At 59.4% G+C, this 24,177-nt stretch carries 22 protein-coding genes; 6 read left to right on the forward strand and 16 right to left on the reverse strand.

The window, feature by feature from the left end; genetic code table 11:
• The first annotated feature begins 152 nt into the window (after positions 1-152).
• Positions 153-605, forward strand: a complete 453-nt coding sequence (locus K9B32_RS13715) for a VOC family protein (protein ID WP_224562971.1) — start codon at positions 153-155, stop codon at positions 603-605.
• Here the strand turns inward: K9B32_RS13715 and K9B32_RS13720 are convergent.
• Positions 593-1,606: a LysR substrate-binding domain-containing protein gene (locus tag K9B32_RS13720; protein ID WP_224562973.1), complete on the reverse strand. Its 1,014-nt coding sequence runs from the start codon at positions 1,604-1,606 to the stop codon at positions 593-595. The genes K9B32_RS13715 and K9B32_RS13720 overlap by 13 nt on opposite strands.
• 485 nt (positions 1,607-2,091) lie before the next feature.
• Here K9B32_RS13720 and K9B32_RS13725 point away from each other — a divergent pair, with 485 nt between their 5' ends.
• Positions 2,092-3,117, forward strand: a complete 1,026-nt coding sequence (locus K9B32_RS13725; RefSeq protein ID WP_224562974.1) for a porin — start codon at positions 2,092-2,094, stop codon at positions 3,115-3,117.
• Positions 3,118-3,358: 241 nt separating this feature from the next.
• Here K9B32_RS13725 and K9B32_RS13730 read toward each other — a convergent pair whose 3' ends face one another.
• From K9B32_RS13730 to K9B32_RS28950, 13 genes are all read right to left on the reverse strand, one after another.
• Positions 3,359-3,739: a DUF427 domain-containing protein gene (locus K9B32_RS13730; protein ID WP_224562975.1), complete on the reverse strand. Its 381-nt coding sequence runs from the start codon at positions 3,737-3,739 to the stop codon at positions 3,359-3,361.
• A 134-nt stretch (positions 3,740-3,873) separates the two neighbouring features.
• Positions 3,874-4,761 carry a DMT family transporter gene (locus tag K9B32_RS13735; protein WP_224562977.1) on the reverse strand — a complete coding sequence of 296 codons (888 nt, stop codon included), beginning with the start codon at positions 4,759-4,761 and terminating at the stop codon, positions 3,874-3,876.
• 69 nt (positions 4,762-4,830) lie between these two features.
• The gene (locus K9B32_RS13740) at positions 4,831-5,631 is read right to left on the reverse strand and encodes an AraC family transcriptional regulator (protein WP_224562979.1); all 801 of its coding nucleotides are present in this window, start codon (positions 5,629-5,631) and stop codon (positions 4,831-4,833) included.
• A 119-nt stretch (positions 5,632-5,750) separates the two neighbouring features.
• A complete protein-coding gene (locus K9B32_RS13745; protein WP_167371551.1) occupies positions 5,751-5,912 on the reverse strand; it encodes a hypothetical protein in 162 nt (53 codons plus the stop codon).
• A gap of 80 nt (positions 5,913-5,992) precedes the next feature.
• The gene (locus K9B32_RS13750) at positions 5,993-7,174 is read right to left on the reverse strand and encodes a DUF930 domain-containing protein (RefSeq protein WP_224562981.1); all 1,182 of its coding nucleotides are present in this window, start codon (positions 7,172-7,174) and stop codon (positions 5,993-5,995) included.
• Between the two features lie 158 nt (positions 7,175-7,332).
• Positions 7,333-7,626, reverse strand: a complete 294-nt coding sequence (locus K9B32_RS13755; protein WP_224562983.1) for a GYD domain-containing protein — start codon at positions 7,624-7,626, stop codon at positions 7,333-7,335.
• Positions 7,627-7,836: 210 nt separating this feature from the next.
• On the reverse strand, positions 7,837-9,891 hold the full coding sequence (gene rpoD, locus K9B32_RS13760; RefSeq protein WP_007790109.1) for an RNA polymerase sigma factor RpoD: 2,055 nt from the start codon (positions 9,889-9,891) through the stop codon (positions 7,837-7,839).
• A gap of 456 nt (positions 9,892-10,347) precedes the next feature.
• Positions 10,348-10,695, reverse strand: a complete 348-nt coding sequence (locus K9B32_RS13765; RefSeq protein ID WP_007790107.1) for a GFA family protein — start codon at positions 10,693-10,695, stop codon at positions 10,348-10,350.
• Between the two features lie 9 nt (positions 10,696-10,704).
• A complete protein-coding gene (tdh, locus tag K9B32_RS13770; protein WP_224562985.1) occupies positions 10,705-11,742 on the reverse strand; it encodes an L-threonine 3-dehydrogenase in 1,038 nt (345 codons plus the stop codon).
• A gap of 21 nt (positions 11,743-11,763) precedes the next feature.
• Positions 11,764-12,951: a glycine C-acetyltransferase gene (locus K9B32_RS13775; RefSeq protein WP_224562988.1), complete on the reverse strand. Its 1,188-nt coding sequence runs from the start codon at positions 12,949-12,951 to the stop codon at positions 11,764-11,766.
• Between the two features lie 282 nt (positions 12,952-13,233).
• Positions 13,234-13,809, reverse strand: a complete 576-nt coding sequence (locus K9B32_RS13780) for a cytochrome b (protein WP_224562990.1) — start codon at positions 13,807-13,809, stop codon at positions 13,234-13,236.
• Positions 13,806-14,864, reverse strand: a complete 1,059-nt coding sequence (locus tag K9B32_RS13785) for a catalase family peroxidase (protein WP_183719312.1) — start codon at positions 14,862-14,864, stop codon at positions 13,806-13,808. Before K9B32_RS13785 ends, K9B32_RS13780 begins: the two co-directional genes overlap by 4 nt.
• 207 nt (positions 14,865-15,071) lie before the next feature.
• Entirely contained in the window at positions 15,072-15,371 is a 300-nt protein-coding gene (locus K9B32_RS28950; RefSeq protein ID WP_318013339.1) for an HRDC domain-containing protein, read from the reverse strand.
• Between K9B32_RS28950 and K9B32_RS13795 the strand changes: the two genes are divergently transcribed.
• Positions 15,262-16,236 (forward strand): L,D-transpeptidase, encoded by a 975-nt coding sequence (locus K9B32_RS13795; RefSeq protein ID WP_224562993.1) that lies wholly within the window; start codon positions 15,262-15,264, stop codon positions 16,234-16,236. The two genes, K9B32_RS28950 and K9B32_RS13795, sit on opposite strands and share 110 nt — an antisense overlap.
• Before the next feature lie 421 nt (positions 16,237-16,657).
• Complete coding sequence (recQ, locus tag K9B32_RS13800; RefSeq protein ID WP_224562996.1) at positions 16,658-18,514, forward strand: DNA helicase RecQ; 1,857 nt, start codon at positions 16,658-16,660, stop codon at positions 18,512-18,514.
• 90 nt (positions 18,515-18,604) lie between these two features.
• On the opposite strand, the gene dnaG is transcribed toward recQ, so the two are convergent.
• Positions 18,605-20,590 (reverse strand): DNA primase, encoded by a 1,986-nt coding sequence (gene dnaG, locus K9B32_RS13805; RefSeq protein WP_224562999.1) that lies wholly within the window; start codon positions 20,588-20,590, stop codon positions 18,605-18,607.
• A 659-nt stretch (positions 20,591-21,249) separates the two neighbouring features.
• Between dnaG and K9B32_RS13810 the strand changes: the two genes are divergently transcribed.
• The gene (locus tag K9B32_RS13810; protein ID WP_224563002.1) at positions 21,250-22,128 is read left to right on the forward strand and encodes a hypothetical protein; all 879 of its coding nucleotides are present in this window, start codon (positions 21,250-21,252) and stop codon (positions 22,126-22,128) included.
• On the opposite strand, the gene K9B32_RS13815 is transcribed toward K9B32_RS13810, so the two are convergent.
• Positions 22,129-22,581: a GatB/YqeY domain-containing protein gene (locus tag K9B32_RS13815; protein ID WP_224563004.1), complete on the reverse strand. Its 453-nt coding sequence runs from the start codon at positions 22,579-22,581 to the stop codon at positions 22,129-22,131.
• A 274-nt stretch (positions 22,582-22,855) separates the two neighbouring features.
• Between K9B32_RS13815 and carA the strand changes: the two genes are divergently transcribed.
• Positions 22,856-24,061, forward strand: a complete 1,206-nt coding sequence (gene carA, locus K9B32_RS13820; protein ID WP_183719336.1) for a glutamine-hydrolyzing carbamoyl-phosphate synthase small subunit — start codon at positions 22,856-22,858, stop codon at positions 24,059-24,061.
• Positions 24,062-24,177: the final 116 nt, after the last annotated feature.

The following is a 24,177-nucleotide window of genomic DNA, read 5'->3' on the forward strand; positions in this document are numbered from 1 at the left end:
CCGACATCCCTCTTCAAATTAAGATTAGGCAGGATCGGCGATAGGCAAGTGAATTGCCGCCAACTTCCGATCAGGAATAATTCGCTGCCGGTTGTCGGCAAGCCCGCTCTTTCAGCGTCCTTGCCACAGATTAAGCGCCAGGAGGACAACCGATGCAGAAGATCACACCTTGCCTTTGGTTCGATAACCAGCTCGACGACGCCATCAGCTTTTATAGGGCGATATTCAAGAACGCCGGGGACCCGCAGGTGAAGCGAGGCCCGGATGGAAAGGCATTTGCCGCGACGTTCGAGCTCGAAGGCCAGCAGTTCATGGGCCTGAACGGAGGCCCTCAGTTCAAGTTCAGTGAGGCTGTCTCATTCTTCGTTCGTTGCAAGGATCAGGCAGAGGTCGACTATTACTGGGAACGGTTGCTCGATAGCGGCAAGCCGCAGCAATGCGGCTGGCTGAAGGACCGGTTCGGCGTCTCCTGGCAGATCATACCCGACGCTTTGATGCGCTATCTCAACGATCCGGACGCGGAAAGGGCCATGCGTGTGCAGGCCGCGATGATGCAGATGGTGAGGATCGATATCGCGGCGCTCGACGAAGCCTATGCAGGCTGAGCGCCGGACATCTCGATAGGCCGGGTCCGATCCTTCGCCTGTATCTCGGCCGCCTGGCACTGCGTGGTGACGCGCAGGCTGCGAAACTGCTCGACGAGAAAATCGACGAGCGCCCGAACTGCTGTCGGCAGACCTCGCGTTGCGGTGAAGACAAGGTAGATCGTCGCCTGGGACATCCGGTGATTTGGCAAAAGGCGCACGAGCCTGCCATCGCGAATTCCCTCGGCGCAGATATGGTCGGGCAGAAGCCCGACCCCTACCCCGGCGTATATCGCTTCCAGCACCGCCGCGACGCTGCGGCAGCTCATGCGCGGCTTGTGCTGATGCCGGTATCGAGTGCCATCGGGTCCGGTGAACTCCCAGACGTCCCAGTCCTGCCACTCCGTCAGCGGCCCGGCAAACGACACCGTCGGAGCGTCGATAAGACTTTCGACACCGTCGATCGACGGCAGCGAACTCGCAACTTTCTGGTTCGCCACAAGGATCAGATCCACCTTGCTGAGCACACGCATCGTCAGTTCGGAGTCCGTCTCTTCGGCCAATTGCGCGCGAACCGCGAGATCGAGGCGCTCGTTGATGATGTCGACCCGTCGATCCGTACTGAGTATCTGCAGCTGAACCTTGGGGTAACGGTTGAGAAACTCCGGGATCATGGCGCCAAGCGAGCCATCCAGCAATCCGTGAGGCACGCTTATGCGGATCTGCCCCTGCGGTTCGCCGGTCGCATCGTTGATGGCCTTGGCGGCACGATCGGCTTCACGCAGGATGTTTTCGCAGTGATTGTAGAAGGCGCGTCCGATTTCCGTCACGCGGAATCGATTGACCGTCCGCTCCAGTAGCCTAACGCCGAGTCTTGCCTCCAGCGCTGTTATGTGCCGGCTGAGCTTCGATTTCGGCATGTTCAGCACCCGCCCGGCGGCGGAAAAGCCATTGTGACGAACGACTGCGGCAAAATAGACGAAATCGTTTAGGTCCTGGAAAACACCCTCTGCGTTCAGCATCGGGCACCCCTTTCAGTAAGCACGATAGGCCTGCGACCGTTATCGCTTATCGCTACTAAGAGGTGATGCCAACCGCATGGAACGAGAATTCGTTCCAAATTTGGAACACTGCGTTCCAATCAGTGCCCTTCAATTCGGCCTTCGGCGGGACTATCTGCGGTGAGATTTTCTTTGGCACCATTGCAATGATGGCGTCAGACACGCTCCTGCGAGCCCCCGAGAACAGCATGACGATCGCTATGCGCCGCACAAATGCGGCGCATAGGAGTCGTATGCTTAAGTATTTGATATTGTTACATAAAAACAACAGATAACATCAAAGAACAGTCGCAAACAGGGATTTTGTTACCGGGAGAATTGATAGATTTAATCGAGGATGAAATTAAGGCTTCAGCGGTTCGCTGATCCGCCAGCCGAAAGGCAAACTATCGGAACGGCCCCATCTCCCCTGGCGGCGGTTCAATCGAAAAGGAAATGGATTTCAAATGAATATACGGATGGCATTGTTGACCTCCGCCGCAGCGTTTGCTGCTGCGTCCTCGCCGGTCTTTGCTGCTGACGCAATCGTTGCAGCAGAACCCGAGCCGGTTGAATACGTCCGCGTCTGCGACGCGTACGGCTCGGGCTACTTCTACATCCCGGGCACCGAAACCTGCCTCAAGATCAATGGCTACATTCGTTTCCAGGTTGACGGCGGTCCGGATGAGAAGGGTACGTCCGACTGGAACGCCTTCACACGCGCCCAGGTACAGTTCACCGCCAAGAGCGACACCGAATATGGCCCGCTGACCGGCGTCATCGTTTTCCGCAACAACGGCGACAACAGTTCGACCAGCACCATTCTGGATTCGGCATACATCGACATCGCGGGCTTGCGCGCTGGTCTGTTCTACTCCTGGTGGGATGACGATCTTTCTGGCGAGCCGGACGTCCTGTCCAGCTTTGAAACGCTGCACAACTCCATCCGCTACCAGTATGAAAACGGTGACTTCTATGCCGGCATCAGCGTAGACGAACTGGAAGACGGCTACTTCAAGACCGGCGAAAACCCGAACAACGTCGGCGTTGCCTTCGGCGTTGGCGGCAAGGCTGGCGTCGTGAGCTACCAGGTTATCGGCGGCTACGACACGGACAACGAAGAAGGCGCTGTCCGCGGCATGCTCTTCGCTGATATCGGCCCGGGCACGCTCGGCCTGGCGGCTATCTATGCGTCTGGCCCGAACTCCTACTACTCGCAGTCGGAATGGACGGTTGCCGGCGAATACGCGATCAAGGCTACCGACAAGTGGACGATTACCCCGATGGCCCAGTACTTCGGTAACTACGTTCCTGATCTTGACACCTTCCACGGCGATTCTTTCGACGGTCTGGGCGATGCCTGGAAGGTCGGCATTACCGTCGACTATCAGATTGTCGACAACCTCTACGCCAAGGCAACGGTCGACTACACCGATCCGGACGACGCCGACGAAGTGACCAAGGGCTTCTTCCGCCTGCAGCGCGCGTTCTAATTCAAAGTCCCGGCGCCCTGGATCAACCTTGGGCGCCGCCCAGTATTGCGTTTTCTGATCCGATTGACCTCCGATCAGTTACGGGGACTGGTCCGGTTTCCCTGCCGGACCGTCCTTGCTTTTCCTCCCAAGCATGCCACGCTTCCGCAGCAAGATATCTCGATTAATGGGATGCAATAGGGCCGAGCGGTTCCGATATCGAACGCTGCGTCAACTCACCTCGATGGGCGCTTGCGCCGCACTAACCCGGGAACTCCTCGATAGAGTCCACCCGATCGGGGTAGAAGGCGAGATGCTCCTTGATCTCGCTGACCGCAGCATACGGATTTTCATAGGTCCAGATCGCATTCCCGGCGATGTCACCACCCGAAACGATGTTGAGATACGACGCCTCCCCCTTATAGGGGCAATAGGTGTGGTGATCACTTCGGGTCAGAAGCGCCATGTCGACATCAGCGCGCGGTATGTACTGCACGGCGGGATAGGACGCTTCCTTCAGCGTCAACGCGTTGCGACTGTCGGCAATGACCTGACCGCCAAGCTTTACGACGACGCGCGCCGGATTGGGCCTGACGGTAATTGGATGATCGGGACCAGGTATCTTCATCGGTTGGGCAGACATCGGCAGCTCCTTTCGGCCAGAAACCAGATATAGGAACCGACGTACCGAATTTCATGAGCCGGTCAGACGAACGGAATTGCGCTGCGTGATCCGAGTGGCGAATCTGTGCTCATCCTATGTGCCTTGGCCACGTTCTACCTCGCCATTGTCGCCCGTCGCTGAAACAACCCAAGCCCAGCGACCGCCGCCAGCACGCAGGCGACGCCGGCGACTTGGTAGAAATGTAGCGGTTCACCGAGCATCACGAAGGCCATAAGCAACGCCGAAACCGGTGCGACTGCGGTGAAAAGCGAGGCCTCAACCCCACTCACACGCTCCGCCCCGGCATACCAGAGAATGAAGCCGGCAACAGTCGGCACCAGCGCGTAATAGATCACCGCCGACATTGCACCGGCAGGCAATGCGCTTGGCACGCCCTCCGCCAAAAGTGCCGCGACCATGGCGACAAGGAAGCCAATCCCCGTCATCAACGCGGATTGCGTCAGCGCCGGGATCGGTGAACTGAGGTTCTTGTTCAGGAGAATGAACAGGCTTTCGCAAATCACGGCCCCGAAAACCAGCGCGTTGCCAAGTAGGGATCCACTCCCTGCGTCGGGCGAAAGAGCAATGAAGAGAACACCGGCTGCCGCCAGCGCGATCGCCAACACCATCGATGAATGTGGTCGCTCGCCCAAAACCGCAACGGAAAGCGCCCCGGCGACGACCGGCAGCGTTCCAATGATGACGCCGGCGTCGGCGGCTGTCGTCAGCCTCAGGCCCGAGATCAGCAAGGTTGTGTAGCCAACGCTACCCGCACCGGCCTGAACGAAGAGGATAATCCAGTCGCGAGGCGGCAAGCCTGGCAAGCGCGTCCGGGTCATCCACATCAACAGCATGAAGAACGGGAAGGCTATGGCGAAGCGCAGAGCTGTTGCGGTAAGTGGCGGCATGCCTGAAGCAATGACCCGGCTTGCGATGACCGTGCTGCCGACTGTGATCATCGCCAAAGTCAGATAGAGGTAACCTTGCAAATGTCGCTGCATCGTCTTCTCCTGTTTGCGCAGAAGAAAGACGAAAACCGCACGGCGATCTTGTATGAAATTGCAGCGCAGTCAGGCGACCGCATTGGCATAGGCGCGCGGCGAAACTCCGTACTTGCGCACAAACACCCGCGTCATGTGGCTTTGGTCGACGAAGCCGCTGGCAACGGCAGCCTCAGCCAAGGGCGCGCCGCCGGCGATCAAGTGTCGGGCAAGATGGATGCGGCGCTGGACCAGATAGGCATGTGGTGTCATGCCGGTCGCCTTGGCAAAACCGCGCAACACCTGGAACCGGCTGAGCCGGCTTGCGCGGGCAAGGTCCGATAGAGAGATTGCCGCAGTTGGATCGCAGTCGATCATGTCCTGCGCGGTTCGAATGGACTGAGGACCAACCTGGCCTTCATTCGGCACGACCTCCACAACGACACGGGCGACGAGTTCAAGAAGGACTTCCTCAAGCCGCAGTCGATGCTCTGCCGCACTGGTCACTAGCGCAAAGGCTACCTCGAAGCGCGCGGCAATCGCCTTGTCATGCAGTACCGGATGGGAAATCTCGACAGCCGATCGCCGTCCCTCCGTGATCTCGGAAACATTGGCAGCGATCATCTCGGGATCGAAGTAGAGTATCCGCCACGACCTCCCCTCGCCGATCGGCGAGCCATCATGCACTTCGTTCGGGTTGACCGTGATGATATCGCCGGCACCCGCCTCGACCATCCCGCGGCCGCTCAGGGACTTTTGCGCACCTGACGAAACCAGCCCGATGCCGAACTGCTCATGCGTATGGCGGGCGAAGCTTTGGTTGCTATCCGCAGCCACCGCCTCGATGCCGGGAACGACCGACCTGAACATGCGAAATTGACTGCGGGCCATGCGTGCGCTTCCAGAGGTGACACCGTATAGTGCCAGCGCGAGCCACTGAAAACAATGCAGCGGTAAGTCGGCCGGACGCCGCGAGCGCGTCAGCGATCAATGCTTATTGGCTTGGCTGATCAATGGATCGTTTCGCGAAAATCGTCGTCGGCAAGAATCGCAAAGACATCCTCGAGCGCGGCGACCAGGATGTCGGTGAGCTCGTCTCCGCGATTCTCGACAAAGGCAGCCTTGGTTGCCTCATCCTGCAATTCGAAGAAGCGCTCGATCTCGTTCGACATCTCATTGTCCTTTCACGCACCACCGACATGTGGCGATGAGACAAAGCTATCCCGGCTGTCTTGTGCCGAACTTGTGAACGCTAGTCCATCGGGAAGCGGCGGCGCGCCCATTCGCTTCTCGGAACTGGATTGCCGACAGCAAAGCCGAAGGATTTCACCTTTGTCGCCCCGTCGTCCACCTCGCAGCGGAAGCGAACATCGTACCACCGACCAGATGCCCGAAATGCGTTGCTGGCTTGAAGGACTGTACCCTTTGAAAGACTGTAGGACGGCAGGATTTCCGGCCGATATGCTGGAGATCCATGTATCAGTTGCTGTCGAAGCTCAGTGCTGCAAAGCTCCGCCACACGGGCACCCCGCGGCAGATCGCCCATTGCGGTTCTCGCCACCGGATCGTTGGTCATCTTCTGCGAAAACAACGTCTTCGCCTCCGTCAGTTCGATGGGCTTGTCCGCCTGGGCGGTTGCGGTCGCATCGGGCTTTGTTGAGTTGGGCGGTTTTCCCTGCTCGAAGCTCGTCTTGGCCTCGCTTTCGGCTCCCGCGGCAGGGCCGTTCTTCTCGGCATGGTTATCGGCCAGGTCGACCTGCGGGAGTTCGACATCCTCCGGAACCGGATTAGCGGGTGGCTCCTTGCTTTCGGGCGCCTTGGCTGCTTCCGCCATTTCCTCTGGCTTCGTTTGATCTTCTTGGGGTTCCGGTCTGGGCTCTGGTGAAGGCTTCGGCGTATCCGATTTCACACCCGCGACGGACGCATCCCCCTCAGTCGATTTTTCTGGTCCTGTATCCTTGTCGCCAAATTCCGCCACTGGGCGCAGCACCGACAGGGGCTGCGACTTGCCAGCCTGTTCCTTGGACTGGGCTTCGGGCGGCTTTTCCGGTGGCTTCTCTTCCGGCGCTTTTGCCTCCTCCGCCGGAGGCGGCGGTGGTGGCGGAGGCGGAGGCGGAGGCGGCGGTTGCTCGGACTTTGCTTCCTTCGGCGGTTCCGCAGGCTTCTCGGCCGGCTTTTCTTCCGCCTTCTTCTCCTCCGGTTTCGGCTCCTCGGGCTTGGGCTCTTCCGGCACCTTCAGTTCCGGCGGCTTTTCCTCGGGTTTCTTCTCCTCCGGCGGCGGCACGAGATCGACGCTGACAGTTTCTTCCTCCGGCTGGGGAGCAGGCACGGGCAGCTTCACGAGAAAGAAGGCGACGACGGCAAGATGCAACACCACGGAGGCAAAGATGCCCCAGCCCAACGCTCCCCATTTTTTTGCCGAAACCTGCTGCATGCCTACGAACGATGCCCTACGCCACGCTACCGATGTGGCCTTTTAAGAAGGCATCATCAAGCCATAAAACAAAAAAGCCTCGCGCTCCACCGACGCAATGCGTCAGCGCAGGACATGATCCACATATTTGCCAGCAGCAGGCCCGGCGGCGCGGTAAATCAGCCCAGCGAACCTATGATCTCGCGATAGGCGGCCTCCGGAAATGCCTTCAATGTCCGCGTGCGCACATTGCCAGCCATTCCGAGAGACAAGTTAAAACGAGCCATCACGGCATCGTCGGGCGCCTCGCATACGGCGACGAGGTCATGATCGCCCATCGTCAGGAAAAAACTTTGGAAGGAGCCGCCCATATCGCCAAGCAGCTTCTTTGCCGCGTCCAGGCGCTTGGTCGAGTCGCGAACGTTGCGAATGCCCTGATCCGTCCAATTGATAAGCACGATGTAAGTGGTCATTGCACACCTCCCACCGGAGGGTCTTGGCCCTACGCAACAGGCTATGGCGACCTTCGCTCATGCGCTGTGGTCGGTCCTGTCCCCCGTGGAGCATACCTTACTCCTGTCCCCATTCGACAACAAGAAACACCACGGCCCGCGGATGCGGGCCAAAAGCAAAAGCCGGGCACAAGGCCCGGCTCTCGAATGCGTTTGGTCGAAGATGAAAACTTAGCTGTCGAGGAACGAGCGGAGCTTTCTGGAGCGGCTCGGATGCTTGAGCTTGCGCAGCGCCTTGGCCTCGATCTGACGGATACGTTCGCGGGTGACCGAGAACTGCTGACCGACTTCTTCGAGCGTGTGGTCGGTATTCATGCCGATACCAAAGCGCATGCGCAGGACGCGCTCTTCGCGCGGCGTAAGCGATGCCAGAACACGGGTCGTCGTTTCGCGCAGGTTCGCCTGGATGGCGGCGTCGATCGGCAGAAGCGCGTTCTTATCCTCGATAAAATCGCCGAGGTGTGAATCTTCCTCGTCGCCCACGGGGGTTTCGAGCGAGATCGGCTCCTTGGCGATCTTCAGAACCTTGCGGACCTTTTCGAGCGGCATTGCGAGCTTTTCGGCCAGTTCTTCCGGCGTCGGTTCGCGGCCGATCTCATGCAACATCTGGCGCGACGTGCGAACGATCTTGTTGATCGTTTCGATCATGTGCACCGGAATACGGATCGTGCGGGCCTGGTCGGCGATCGAACGGGTGATCGCCTGACGAATCCACCACGTCGCATAGGTCGAGAACTTGTAGCCGCGACGGTATTCGAACTTGTCGACCGCCTTCATCAGGCCGATGTTGCCTTCCTGAATGAGGTCGAGGAACTGCAGGCCGCGGTTCGTGTACTTCTTGGCGATGGAGATGACGAGACGAAGGTTCGCTTCGACCATTTCCTTCTTGGCGATGCGTGCTTCGCGCTCGCCCTTCTGCACCATGTGCACGATGCGGCGGAATTCCGAGATCGAGATGCCGGTTTCCGTTGCAAGATTCTGGATCTCCTGGCGGATGTCGCGGATCGTCGTGTTTTCGCCCTTGGCGAATTCCTTCCAGCCGCGTGCGGCCAGATTGCCGATCGACTTCATCCAGTTCGGATCAAGCTCGGCGCCTTGATACTGCTCGAGGAACGAGTCGCGCTTGACACCGTAGGATTCGGCCAGACGCAGCAGGCGACCTTCGTTCTGAACGAGACGCTTGTTGATGTCGTAGAGCTGCTCGACGAGGGCGTCGATGCGGTTCTGGTTCAACGACAGAGACTTGACGGCCTTGATGAGCTCATCTTTGAGTTCTTTGTAGCGGCGCTCCTGGGCGGACGACAGCGTGCCGGTGGCAGCAAGCCGCTGCTCGACCTGCTGGTCCTGAAGCTTGCGCAGCTTCTTGTAGGTCTCGGCGATGATGTCGAGCGTCTCCATGACCTGCGGACGCAGTTCCGCTTCCATAGCGGCCAGCGACAGGTTGGACTCGTCTTCGTCTTCTTCTTCCTCTTCCGGAGGCAGACCCTCGCCGCCGACATTGGTGATGTCGTCGTCGCCGGAACGGACGCGGCGCGTCTTTTCCTTTTCTTCAGCAGCCTTTCGGTCAGCCTCGATCTTCTCGGGGCTCTGGAACTGCGGTGCAGCCTTGGCTTCCGGGCCGGAATAGGTCGTTTCGAGATCGATGATCTCGCGAAGCAGCGTCGTGCCTTCGTTCAGTTCGTCACGCCAGATGATCAGCGCCTGGAACGTCAGCGGGCTCTCACAGAGGCCGCCGATCATCGTTTCGCGGCCGGCCTCGATGCGTTTGGCAATCGCAATTTCGCCTTCGCGCGACAGAAGCTCCACCGAGCCCATCTCGCGCAGGTACATGCGCACCGGATCGTCGGTACGGTCGGTCGGCTCTTTCTTCTTGGCGGTCGCAAGGGCGGTACCGCCAGAAGGGGCCAGTTCGCCGCCTTCGCTTTCGTCGTCGGAGCTGGAATCGTCGTCGTCGCCACCGCTAGCGCCGGCCTCTTCGGCTTCCTCGTCCTCGATGACGTTGATGCCCATATCGGACAGCATCGACATCGTGTCTTCGATCTGCTCGGATGTCACCTCTTCGGACGGCAGGACAGCATTCAGCTCGTCCATCGTCACATAGCCGCGCTTCTTCGCGGCCTTGATCATCTTCTTGACCGCGTCATCGGAAAGATCGAGAAGAGGGCCGTCGGTGCCGCCGTCGCGTTCGACTTCCGCTTCTTCGTTCTCTTTGACCTTGGTTGCCATTTATGTCGTCGCCTTCCTGACGCTATTCAAACTCGCCGCAGTAAACGGCCGCACGCAGCCGATACGCCGCATACGACCGTCTCGAATCACCTAGTCCCACCTAACGGGATGAGATTTAATGCCTGATTAACCACGATTGCCGGCGACGGACGACAGAGCTCAAAAGTCATCATATGTCCGGCCATGGTTGTGCGATCCGCCCTTGACCCAGTTCACCGCTTTCCAAGTCGAACGGTGATTCCCATATTTTTTGTTCTCGTCAAGCTTTTCTAGCAAAAAAGCCTCAGAAAACCCGGAAAAAGCCTTATCCACAGGCCCGGAACCGCTCAAGCGATTGCCAAGCATAGATAGGATGTCACCACAAGAAGACAAGAGCAGCAGGCATTCTTCTTGAACGGCAAAGTTGCCGCCAAGATTCGTCTGTCCGCCACCAGTTGTTCAATCCGGGTCGAAAGCTTAGTGCGACTGCCCATCCCAGGGTTGGATCTCTAGACTTGCAAGATCGACAGCGGGAATGCAGCGGACGTTGATGCACGCCATCTCGGCGCCATCAGGCATTTTGGCTTCGGCGAAAGGAGCAATGCCGCACGTGTCGCAGAAGCGGTGCTGAATGGTGCGCGTATTGAACGTATAGGTCGACAGGGTCTCACGCGGCGTTTTCAGCGTGAACTTGTCGCGCGCAACGAAGGCGAGCAGCCCGCCGCGCCGCCGGCAAAGTGAACAATTGCAATCGAGGGCGGAGGTGAACTCCCCGTCCACTTCGAATGCGATTTTGCCGCAATGGCAGCTTCCCTCGTAAATCATAAGTCCCCCTCAGTTCCAATCCATGACCACCTTGCCGGAGTTGCCGGAGCGCATCGCCTCGAACCCCTCCTGGAAGTCATCGATGCCGATCCGGTGCGTGATGACAGGCGACAGATCCAACCCGCCTTGCACGAAGGCAATCATCTTGTACCAGGTCTCGAACATCTCGCGGCCGTAGATGCCCTTCAGGTTAAGCATCTTGAAGATGACTTTGTTCCAGTCGATCTCGAAGCCGGCGGGTGCGATGCCGAGGATGGCGATCTTGCCGCCATTATTCATCTTGTCGATCATGTCGCGGAACGCCGGTGCCGCGCCGGACATTTCCAGTCCGACGTCGAAGCCCTCGGTCATGCCGATCGACTTCATCACATCGGCAAGGTTCTCCTTCGAGGCGTCGACGACATGGTCGATGCCAAGCTTGCGGGCGAGCGCGAGCCGGTGCGGGTTGATATCGGTGATGACGACCTTGCGCGCCCCCGATCGCTTGGCGACCAGCGCCCCCATGATGCCGATCGGCCCAGCGCCGGTGACAAGCACGTCCTCGCCGACGAGATCGAAGGACAGCGCCGTGTGCACCGCATTGCCGAATGGATCGAATATCGCGGCAATCTCGTCGGGAATATCATCCGGGATTGGCACCACGTTCGCCTCGGGAATGCAGACGAACTCTCCGAAGGAACCGGGGCGATTGACGCCGACGCCCAGCGTATTGCGGCACAGATGCCCTCTACCTGCACGGCAGTTGCGGCACTTGCCGCAGACGATATGTCCCTCGCCGGAGACCCGCTCGCCGACATGATATTTCGTTACCGCCGAGCCGATCTGTGCGATCTCGCCGCAGAATTCGTGGCCAACCACCATCGGCACCGGAATGGTCTTCTGCGCCCACTGGTCCCAGTTCCAGATATGCACATCGGTGCCGCAGATCGCGGATTTTTTCACCTTGATCAGCACATCGTTCGGCCCGACCTCGGGAACGGGAACATGCTCCATCCAAAGCCCGACCTCCGGCTTTGCCTTGACCAGTGCCTTCATCATGTTCGACATGATCTTACTCTCCCAAACCCTTTAGATGACACCGAGTTCGCGGCCAGCTTCCGCGAAGGCTGCGATCGTCCGCTCGACGTCCGCACGCGAATGCGCGGCCGACATCTGCGTGCGGATGCGTGCCTGCCCTTTCGGCACAACCGGGAAGGAGAAGCCGATCACGTAGACGCCCTTTTTCAACATCAGCGCCGCCATGTCCTGCGCCAGCTTGGCATCGCCGAGCATGACCGGAATGATCGGATGCCCCTCTCCCGCCAACGTGAAGCCGAGCTTCGTCATCTCCAAGCGGAACAGCGTCGCATTGGCCGCCAGCCGCTCGCGCAGTGCATCGCCATTCTCGATGAGATCGAAGACCTTGAGGGACGCCGCGGCGATCACGGGCGCCAGCGTATTCGAGAACAGATAGGGACGCGACCGCTGGCGGAGCCACTCGACCGTTTCCGCCTTGGCCGAGGTATAGCCGCCGGAAGCACCGCCGAGCGCCTTCCCAAGCGTCCCGGTGATGATATCGACCCGGCCTTCGACCCCGCAATGCTCCGCCGATCCGCGCCCGTGCTTGCCAACGAAGCCGACGGCGTGGCTGTCATCGACCATGACCATCGCGCCATACTTCTCGGCCAAATCGCAAACGCCCTGCAGATTGGCAATGATGCCGTCCATCGAAAAGACACCGTCGGTGGCGATCAGCTTGAAGCGACTGCCTTCCGCCTTCTTCAGCTCTTCCTCCAGCGCCTTCATGTCATTGTTGGCATAGCGCAAGCGCTTGGCCTTGGAGAGGCGCACACCGTCGATGATCGAGGCATGGTTCAGCGCGTCTGAGATGATCGCATCTTCCTCACCGAGCAGCGTTTCGAACAGGCCGCCGTTAGCGTCGAAACACGAGGAATAGAGGATGGTGTCTTCCATGCCGAGGAAGGAGGAAATGCGCGCCTCGAGCTGCTTGTGCTCCTCCTGCGTGCCGCAGATGAAGCGCACTGAGGCCATGCCATAGCCATAGCGGTCGAGCGCCTTCTTGCCCGCTTCGGCAAGCTCCTCGTTGTCGGCGAGCCCGAGGTAGTTGTTGGCGCAGAAGTTCAAAACCCGCTCGCCTGAGGTAACGGCGATTTCGCCCCCCTGCTTTGACGTGATGATGCGCTCGGACTTGTAAAGCCCGGCGTCCTTCAGTGCGGCAAGTTCGGTGCGTAGGTGGGAGAGGAATTGCGAGGTCATTGAATGCCCTTCTTGTGATGTTTCCCGATGCCCTGCACTAGCACATAGCCAAGCGCCTGTCTTGCCGTCCTCAAGCCTGGTTTTGCGGACGCAGATCGTCAAATCATATCCACTGTGTGGATTGACAAAGATCAGAACCGGTCAGCGTCCACGACGGGCATCCGAGACGCTTGTGATGAGCACGGGCGCCGTGCCGGCGATGACAACATTCCAGGCGATCTCGGCTGCATGCTCGACAAGCGGCCGACGCTGGCAGATCGAGCTGCTCCTTCGCGAGGCGCTCTAATGTTCGTTCCGTTGGGGTTTCAGTGGCACATCATTGTTGCCGACCGGCAGCATGGTCTGCAAGACCCCGTCGCGCCGGACAAGCGCATGAAACAACGCGGCCGCAAGATGCATCAAGACGAGCGCGAAAAAGGCAAAGGCCAGATAGAAGTGCGCGTTCCACAGCAGTGTGTGCAGGCTGTCGCTCTGCGGCAGGATCGCAGGAAGCCGTATCTGACCGTAAAGGACAATAGGATAGGCGCCTGCAGACATCATGGCCCAGCCAATCAGCGGCATGCCGATCATCAGTGCGTACAAGGCAAGGTGCGACAGGTGCGCGGCGAGCTTCATCGGTTCGGGAAGATCGACAGGCAGCGCCGGCGCGCCATAGATAAATCGGACCACAAGGCGGATCAGGGCCAGTACGAGAATTGTGATGCCGAGCGTCTTATGGGTAGCCAGCAAAGGGGTGTACTGCCGCCCGATCGTGGACACCATCCCGACGCCGATAAAAAGCATTGCCAGAATGCAGATTGCCATCAGCCAGTGCAATGAGCGCTGAAGCGCGGTGAACTCGGTGTTGGTGCGGCTCATGGCTTTGTGCTCCCGGCGGTTCGAGGGTAGTAACTCGCTTCCGAAGTACGCAGGTCATAAGACTTGGCATAAGCTGCCGAGCGCGCTGCCGGGAACGGATCGTCGGACACCTTGATGCCATCAGGCAAGACGGTCGGATCGAAGTTGATGTCGCGGCAAGGGCCGTCTGCCTCCACCTCGATCTTCTGCACGACCAGCGTGCCGGCCTGAACAGTTCTGCGCTCCGGTGGCCACGCCTTCGTCGGATCCGAGGTTGGGTCCGATGGGTCGGCTTGCGTTAAGACCATCGTCCAGCGCTGCGGCGCCTTGCTGACGCGGTCCATGATGTCCTCGTCCAAGTGGTTGGGACCAAGCTTTTCCAGGTCAGGAGCGGAAATCGGCGTGACCTGCGCTTGCGGCGTCAGCGACCAGCGGACAGCGTGGTCTGCGCCGGCACCATCGGTAAAGATGAAGGCGTTGAGGCTATTGAATGCCACTTCCGCGTAGCTGGCGGTCCACGGCGCAGTCGTTGCCCACTTGCCGAATGCCGCAAATTCCGGATGCGCTGCGGCGAAAGCTTTCATGACCTCCGGATCCTTGCTCTTCGACGCTTCGAGCAGCTCGTAGAACGCCTGAGGCGTGGCGACCGGAAAGATTGGCGGATCGATCATGGCCATGCGCCAAACGTCGCCGTCGGGGGTCGAAATCTGAACTCCGATCCCCCGCACGCGAACTGTGGCGTCGGTTGCACTCGGGTCAGGCGTACCAAGATTGAATCGTCCGACAACCGGATATTGCCCAGCAACGAAAGCGGTCGCACGGGAGAGAGCCGTGCCATTCCCGTTCGCTTCAAATATGCCGGTGAAACAGATGCCTTTTGCGTGATTTCGCCGATGGCCAAGCGCCGGCCCATCGGGTGGCGCCAGCGCACCGACGAGCTTCGTCGGGGTGAGACGCCCGGGCGAGAACCATCCTGCAGTGTAAGCGAACGCCCCTGCTCCGATGGCGACCACAGCAGCGATGATGACCAGAGATCCCAGATGAGAATGCGGCTGCGATTGCGACGGGTCAGGCATCCAACATTCTCCGCTGTTAACTTGCGCGTTCAAGGCAATGTCTGTGGGATGTTTTCATTCTCTCCGCCGACGGTTGCTGGAAACGATGGCGGCAATGGCAAGCTATGGACCGAAGGCAAAAGGAGGCACCATGCGAACAGTGCATCGCGGGATGCCTTGATGTGTCGCGGCATGGAAGATGCCATTGTTAAAACCTGCGGTCAAACCCTAGCCGTCGTGGCTGAGGATCACGTCTAGAAACGCATCGCCGTAGCGCTCGAGTTTCGATTGGCCGACGCCCGAGATGGCGAGCATCTCCTTGTGCGTGCGCGGCCGCTCGGTCGCGAAGGCAATGAGCGTCGTATCGCCAGTGAGGGTTGGCAGCGGAACCTTTTGATCACTCAGCGTTTCTAGGAACATGATAAAAACCCTACTGATCGGCGGATTCATCTCGCTTCTGGTCCACGGTATCGGAAACGGGCAGGAAATTTCGGCCCAAGCCGTCAACGATGCCGTGACAGCCAGCATCTCCGACCAACCGGCAGAGCGATCACCGCAGCCGGACCCGGCCCTCGTCCACCTTCAGGTTCTTCTCGATCGAGCGGGTTCGTCGCCGGGCGTAATCGACGGGCTCCCCGGGGAGAACCTGACGAAGGCTGTCGCTGGCTTCGAAGCAATGCAGGGTCTGCCCGTCGATGGGAAGCCAGATCCGGAGGTGGCCAAGCGTTTGAACGATGATCACCATATCATCGGACCCTATGTGATCGCTCCGGATGACGCCGCGGATTTGGTCGAGAACATACCGAAGGACTACGCCAAGCAGGCTGAAATGCAGCATCTTGGCTACACCAGCGTAGCTGAGAGGCTGTCAGAGAGATTCCACATGGACACTAACCTGTTGAAAGCGCTGAACCCTGAGAAAAAATTCATCCCGGGCGAAACAATTTCGGTCGCAGTCATAGGTGCGCCGAGAACCGGGAGCGTTAAACTGATCGAAGCGAGACGCAAGAGTGGTCAGGTGATCGCATATGCTAAGGACGGATCCATCTTGGCCGTATATCCCGCCACTATCGGCAGCGAGGACAACCCCTCTCCCATCGGGCGACACAAGGTTATTGGCGTCGCTCGCGATCCAAAATACGTTTACAATCCCAAGCTCAACTTCCAGCAGGGCAAAAATAAAAAGAAACTTGAACTGCCAAGCGGCCCCAACAACCCAGTCGGAACGGTTTGGATCGACCTCTCCGAGCCAACCTATGGCATTCACGGAACTCCGCAGCCCAATCTGATCGACAAGGCTGGATCACACGGATGCGTCAGGCTTACCAATTGGGACGTCGAGGAACTCGCCAGCATGGTGAAACCGGGGGTAAAAGTAGACTTCCGCGACTGAACCGGGCGCGCCCCGATGGACTTCAGCCTGGAACGCACCGGGACCGCTCCCCGTCCACATTGAACGACTGAATCCCGAACCGCTTCGTCTGGCCTTGTAGCCGCCAGCCCGAATAGCAGTCGCGGACGATGACGTCTGTTGAAGGCCACAACCGCATGCCCACAGGATTTGCCATCCCGTGGACATCGTATGAAACCACGGCGATGAGCATGAATGCGGCAGTCCGCATGAGCAGCAACACCTGGCAAACGTCGCTCGTCGGGATCTCGAAGCATCCTTTGAAAGCCTTATGGATGTCACGAAGCGGGGAAACCTCAGCTTCTCGCGGCATGCTTTATGCGAATCGTAGTATCCCTACGCCATGAGTTTTCTTCGTACAAAAACGCCATCAGCCCCGGAACCTTTCGCAAGGCGTTCAAGGATGCCTGCTGCCAGCCAACGCTCCGCGTCTTGCGCACTGTTCGACGACCGCGCTTCCCCCGAGGAAGTGTTGAAACGCGTCTGGGGGTACGACAGCTTCCGTGGAAAGCAGGCAGACGTCATTCGCCATGTCATGTCTGGAGGCGATGCGCTCGTGCTATTCCCGACGGGCAAGGGCAAATCCCTGTGCTTCCAGATACCCGGTGTTTGCCTGCCGGGAACGACCATTATCATCTCGCCGCTCATCGCGTTGATGAGGGATCAGGTTGAGGAGCTGAAGTCGCTGGGCGTGGCAGCCGAGTGCCTCTGGTCGCAGCAATCCGAAGAAGAATCCCGCCGTCTCCGGTCCAGTCTACGAGCTGGCAAGATCAAGCTCCTGTATGTAACGCCAGAGCGCGTTGTGATGCCTGGCTTTGCCGACCTGTTCGGAAGCGTGCCGATTTCCCTGATCGCTATCGACGAATGCCACTGCGTCAGTTCCTGGGGACATAATTTTCGCAAAGATTACCTCGGACTTGGCAAGCTCAAGGAGCTTTACCCCGATGTCCCCAGAATTGCGCTGACGGCGACCGCGGACGCTCATACACGGGCTGACATCATCCGGCAGTTGGAACTGGATGACGCCGCCGTTTACATGGATAGCTTCGACCGCCCGAACATTTCATACGAGATCGTGGAGCGGGACAATGCCAGAAGTCAGCTCCTGCGCTTCCTGAAGCGGCACGAGGGATCGAGCGGGATCGTCTATTGCCTATCGAGGAAGAAGGTCGAAGAGACCGCTGAATGGCTAAACAATCACGGCATCAAGGCCAAAGCATACCATGCCAAGATGGATCCGAACGAGAAGGCAGCGAACCAGGACGCGTTTCGTTTAGAAGAAGACCTTTGCCTCGTCGCGACCGTGGCCTTTGGGATGGGCATCAACAAGCCGAACGTTCGCTACGTGGCGCATGTTGACCTCCCCTCTTCGGTCGAAGCCTATTACCAGGAAACTGGACGCGCAGGTCGCGATGGTCTCCCGTCTGAAGCCTTCATGATCTACGGCATGGCGGACATCGTCCAGCGTCAGCGCATGATCGACGAAGGCGAAGCGACGGACGAGATCAAGCGCATAGAACGGGCGAAACTGAACGCCCTTCTGGGAATCTGCGAGACGGCGGGATGCCGGCGAAAGGCGATCCTTGGCCACTTCGGCGAAGCGGCGTCCGCGCGGTGCGGAAATTGCGACACCTGCAACCGGCCGGTCGAAACCTGGGATGGCACCGAAGCCTCTATCAAAGCATTGGCGGCCGTTTATCGAACGGGCGAGCGCTTCGGCGTGGCTCATCTGATCGACGTGCTGACCGGCAACTTAACGGATCGCACCTCGAAGTTCGGCCATACCGAGATGCCCGTGTTCGGCGCAGGAAAAGACCTTCCGGCCAGCACCTGGCAATCTGTGTTTAGACAGTTGCTCGCCCATTCCTTCATTTCGGTCGCCCATGACGAGTTTGGAGCCATAAAGCTCGATCAGTCAGCTCGTGCGGTCTTCAAGAAGGAAATCAACGTTGTCCTGCGCAAGGATTACCGGGAAAAATTTGGCAAGGGGGCCAAAGGCAGGACGCCGCAGGCTACAAGGGGTACTGGCCTGTCTGGTCGCGATGAGCAGCTCTTCCAGGCGATGCGAGCGGAACGGCTGTCCATCGCCAAGGAAATGGGCGTCGCTCCTTATGTGATTTTCCCGGATACCACACTCATCGCGTTTGCAACCGAGCGACCGACGACAGATCACGAAATGTTGTCGATCTCAGGTGTTGGCGCGACCAAGCTCGAGCGATACGGCCGCCGGTTTATGGAAATCATTTCGGATTCGGAATGAAGTGCCGCCCGCCGTCGACTGTCTGTTGGCGGTTGTCGGCACAGTGAGGAAGCTGAAGCCGAACGTCGCGTCCCCGATCTGCCGAACCCATCAATGGCTCGCCGCTCCCTTGACGCGGCCGGAAAGCACGCCGAAACCATCGATGATCGCTTCCTGGTTCTCAAGGCGAAGCCCTTCGAAATGGACCTCCTGCAAAGCGCGCATCAACTGGTCGATCACCTCGCCGTTGCCGGCTTCGGTCGCCTCGGCGATCTCGCGCTCAAGCTCGATCTTCTGAAAGCGCAAAGCCTTGGCACGCTTATGGAAGGCGAGAGCCTGCCGATACCCCTCCCGTGCATCCTCCATCGCCGCTTCCGATGTAGCGATCCAGAGGCGGGCATTGCGAATCTGCTGCTCAAGCCCCTGCAGCAACGGACCGAAACCCTGCTCTTCCATGCGCTCCAGCAGATACTCACGCGTCAGATGCGGCCCGGCAACGGCGGCCGCAGCCCCGAGCATGACGGACCAGAGCCGCTGAAGCTCGCGGTTGTCGTAATCGATCGAGGCGATCTCGTCATATTCGTCCTGCATCAAGGCTGGATGATTGATGACCGTCAGCGCCAGCACGCTTTCTCGCAAGGCAGGTGTTTCCTGATGGCCACGAACCAGACCGGAGCGGGCCAGCCGATCGGAAATGCCGCCGCCGGACAGGCGCGCGCCGCGCGCGCCCTCCCCGCCACGGCCGCGGGATTGGCCGGCGCCGCGATCGAAGCTTCGCCGCTCGTTGCTACGATTCTGGAATTGCGGCTGAAAGAAGCCGTTCAGCCGGTCGCGCATGTCCTGCTGGTAGTGACGGCGGACATTCTCATCGGCAATGACGGCGACGAGCTGCTTCAACCGCGCTTCGAGCTCCGCCTTCGCTTCAGGCGTCTCGAACTGCCCAGTATTGATTTCACGGCCCCAGATCATCTCAGCCAGCGGCTTGGCCTGGCTCATCACCTTGTCGAAGGGCGCGCGCCCCTCGTTGCGCACCAGATCGTCAGGATCCTTGCCGTCTGGCAGCAGGGCAAAGCGAACGGTGCGCCCCGGCTTGATATGCGGGAGCGCCAGATCGGCGGCGCGATTGGCAGCGCGAATGCCGGCGCCGTCGCCATCGAAGCAAAGCACCGGCTGCGGCGTCATCTTCCAGAGGAGGTCGAGCTGATTCTCGGTCAATGCGGTGCCAAGCGGCGCGACGGCATTCTCGACGCCGGCCTGATGCAGCGCGATCACGTCCATATAGCCTTCGACGGCGATGATCGTGCCCTCGCCGTTGGCGCCCTGCGTCGCCCGGCGGGCGCGCGCGAAATTGTAGAGCACATTGCCCTTGTGGAAGAGCTCCGTCTCGTTGGAATTGAGATATTTGGCCGGCGCGTCGGCAGACATGGCCCGCCCGCCGAAGGCAATCACTTTCTCGCGGGACGACAGGATCGGAAACATGATGCGGTCACGGAAACGGTCATAAGAGACCGGCACGTCGGGGCCGTGGACCACCAGACCGCAAGCCTCGATCTGCTCCTTGGCAACGCCCTTGCCTGCCAGAAACTCCTTCAGGGCATTGCGGCTGTCGGGGGCGAAGCCAAGCCGGAACGTCTCAATCGTCCGCCCAGTCAGCCCGCGATCGCGGAGATAGGCGCGCGCCCGCGCGCCGTTTGCCGTTTGTAGCTGATCCTGAAAGAACTTGGTCGCAAGCTCCATCACGTCGAGAAGCGAGGTGCGCTCCTTCTCGCGCTTTTCCATGACCGGATCGGCAATCGGCATAGCAACGCCTGCCATATCGGCGATCTGCTGCACGGCCTCCGGGAAGCTCAGTCCTTCAAGATCTGTCAGGAATCGGAAGTGATCGCCGGTTACGCCGCAGCCAAAGCAGTGGTAGCGCCCCTTGCGGTCCTCGCAGTGAAAGCTCGGCGACTTCTCGCCGTGAAACGGGCAGCAGGCCCAATAATCGCCGCGAGAGACGTTGGTCTTGCGCTTATCCCAGCTCACACGACGGCCGATCACGTCCGAAATCGGCACACGATCGCGTATCTCGTCGAGAAAGGAGTTGGAAAAGCGCATGTGAACCTCTTAGCTGGGTCCATATAAGCAGGTTCATCGGCACATGCCACGGCATTTGGCCAAAGGACGCGCTATTCACAGGGCTTCGCGGCTTGAAAAATCTCCAGGAATGCGCGTTCAAAAATACGTTACCACCCCTGCGACATGGGGTGCGACACTGAAAACCGCAACCCGCGTTTTGCGTGTATGCCAGTCCAGCGTTCCGGCCACTCGTTTTTTGCCAATCGTCAAAAATCGATGACGGAACAACAGCTTCGCAATTGCTCGAAATGATGATTGCCCGTCGCAATGCCACAGCCTCAGGCACGAATGACACATCTAAGGCAGCCTCCCTCGCCAATCATTATTTTTTTGTAATTTGAATCACTTGCCGCGTCGCAATAACTTCACAGCCAACACAGCGATCCCCGTGCGAGGCACCATCCCTACCCCCGGCGCCGCCTCGCAAGGGTGTCTTTGCAAGTACCGTTGGCTTGGATCTCGGTCCTGCGTCGCCACCGGAAGCAAAGAGCAAGAAGGCAGGAGCACCCCCAGCTCCTGCCTTCTTTAATTTCACCCAAGGGTTTAATTTTTGATATTTCCGCCGCCACTATCGACCGCGGAAGGCATTGACAGTTATCGTCCGATGCCTAATGAAAGCGACCTATCGGGATGGTCGCATGCCACATAAAGTTGAAGATTTTTTAGAAAGCGACGCCTTCTTCGTGGCCGTGCTGCATTGCGCCCGCGAAATGCTGTCGATCTATCGCGAGAGCCCGCGCATCGCATCGATCTTTGCCGCGCAACAGCGCTGGCTGATGGCCCATGCCGGCTTCGCCCTTCATTTCGGCTACCCTGGCGAACCGAAACTCGGCCTCTATTCCGGCCGTTTCATCGCCTTCGTCGTGGCCAACAAGATTGCCAGCCGCAACACCGCCGCAGCCTTTATCCAGGAAATGCTCACATACCGGTTCCTTCGCCCGGTCGAGAGTACAAGCGACAAGCGCACGCGCCTGTTGGAGCCAACGGAAACTGCCCACGAGCACTTTTTCAGGTGGCTCGCCACGCATCTTTTCATTCTCGACAGTCTGGACGGCAGCAACCGGCTGGACCGTATCAACGCCGACCCGGCAGCCTTTTCCAAGATACAGCCGCTGATTTCCAAGGCGATCATCGATAGCGACGCCGTGCGCGACCCCGGCGCAACATACAGCCTGTTCAACTGGGCCAATTCCGGCGGCCTGATCATGGACTACCTCATGAGCCGCATCGACACCTTCGATCGCAGCTCGGAGCGGGCCTACATCGGGCCGCTGTCGCTCAAGGAAATCCGTGACCAGTTCATGATCTCCAACACGCATCTGAAGCGCCTGCTGACGCAGGCGTGCGAAATGGGAAGCGTGGGCTGGACCCAGCCGCCCTATAAGGGCGACACTTGGATATCGCGCGCTTTTGTCATGGAATATTGGGGATATCAGGCGGCAAAATTCACGGTTGTCGATGCCGCCGCAGAGGCGGTCCTGGGGCCCGCCGCCAGGAAGACGGCGAGCCTGCGCTGATCAGTTCAGCTGTTCCTTGACGGCGCCGGATGCCTTGGAGAAGTCCATCTGGCCGGCATAGCGCTCCTTCAAAACGGCCATCACCTTGCCCATATCCTTCGGGCCCGCCGCACCGATCTCAGCGATGATCGCGGCGATGTTGGTGCGCACTTCCGCGTCCGAAAGCTGCTTCGGCAGGAAGTCCTGAAGCACGCCAATCTCGGCACGCTCCTTCGCGGCCAGCTCCGGCCGCGCGTTCTCCTCATAGATCTTCGCCGATTCGTCGCGCTGCTTCACCATCTTGGCGAGGATCTGCAGAATCTCGTCGTCACCAGCCTCTTCCTTTCCGGCGCCGCGATTGGCGATATCCCGGTCCTTGATCGCTGCCTGGATCAGGCGAACGGTCGAAAGCCGTTCGGCGTTCTTGGACTTCATGGCATCCTTGAGGGCGGCGGCGAGTTGATCGCGCAACATTGTAATCACTCCTGTTTGAATGCCGCTTCATAAACCACGCGAATGCATGGGATCAAATAAATTGCGGAAACAGGCGGCAGAAAGCGCGAGAAAACCGGCACAATGTGCGCTACAAAGATTGACCTCGCGCATTAGCGTGGCTATTTACCGCCACCTGCACCAAAAATTCGTGATCAGGCCTGAGAGCGCGTGCCTTGCCGCGCGCATATGCTTGCGAACCAAATGGCCGGCCAACGTTGCCCAAGGACGTATGGCTGCCGGAAACGGGATGAAGATGACCGCAACTGCACCCTGGACAACCGAAAAGCCGACCGCCCTGCTCGTTCTCGCAGACGGAACCGTCATTGAAGGCAAGGGCATCGGCGCGACCGGCAAGGTCCAGGCCGAAGTGGTCTTCAACACAGCGCTGACCGGATACGAGGAAATCCTCACCGATCCCTCCTACCTCGGCCAGATCGTCACCTTCACTTTCCCGCATATCGGCAACATCGGCACCAACGACGAAGACATCGAAGACCTGACGCCCGCGGCACGCCACGGCGCCGTCGGCGTCATCTTCAAGGCCGACATCACCGAGCCGTCCAACTACCGCGCTGCCAAGCATCTCGATGCGTGGCTGAAGGCCCGCGGCATCATCGGCCTGTGCGGCGTCGACACCCGCGCGTTGACGGCCTGGATCCGCGAGAACGGCTCGCCGAACGCCGTCATCGCCCACGACCCGAACGGGGTGTTCGACGTGGAGACGTTAAAGGCGGAAGCCAAGGCCTGGAGCGGCCTCGAAGGTCTCGACCTCGCCAAGATCGCCTCGTCCGGCCAATCGTCGCAATGGGCGCAGACCCCTTGGATCTGGAACGAGGGCTACGGCGAGCTCGCCTCCGAAAATGCCAAGTATCACGTCGTCTGCCTCGACTACGGCGTCAAGCGCAACATCCTGCGCCTCTTTGCCGGCCTCGACTGCAAGGTCACGGTGATGCCGGCAACGACGAGCGCCGAGGACGTGCTGGCCATGCAGCCGGACGGCATCTTCCTGTCGAACGGCCCGGGTGACCCGGCCGCGACCGGCGAATATGCCGTTCCCGTCATCCAGAAGCTGATCAAGACCGACATCCCGGTCTTCGGTATCTGCCTCGGCCATCAGATGCTGGGCCTCGCTCTCGGCGCCAAGACCGAGAAGATGCATCAGGGCCATCACGGCGCCAACCATCCGGTGAAGGACCACACCACAGGCAAGGTCGAGATCGTCTCGATGAACCACGGCTTCGCGGTCGACACGAAGTCTCTGCCACAGGGTATTGAGGAGACTCACGTTTCTCTCTTCGACGGCACCAACTGCGGTTTGCGCGTCGCCGGCAAGCCGATCTTCTCGGTGCAGCATCACCCGGAAGCCTCCCCGGGGCCCCAGGACAGCCACTACCTCTTCCGCCGCTTCATCAATCTGGTGCGTGCGAAGAAGGGCGAGGAAGCCCTCGCCGAGCGCTGAGACACAGCCGTTCCAGCAATTCGAGAGCCCGCATGCGAGCGGGCTTTTTCTTTGTTGAGCTGTTGCGCTTAACGATGGCTGCGGCCACGCGATATCCGTTTGAATAGTGTCGAGAG

The sequence above is a fragment of the Rhizobium sp. 3T7 genome, assembly GCF_020166565.1.
Classification (GTDB): domain Bacteria; phylum Pseudomonadota; class Alphaproteobacteria; order Rhizobiales; family Rhizobiaceae; genus Rhizobium.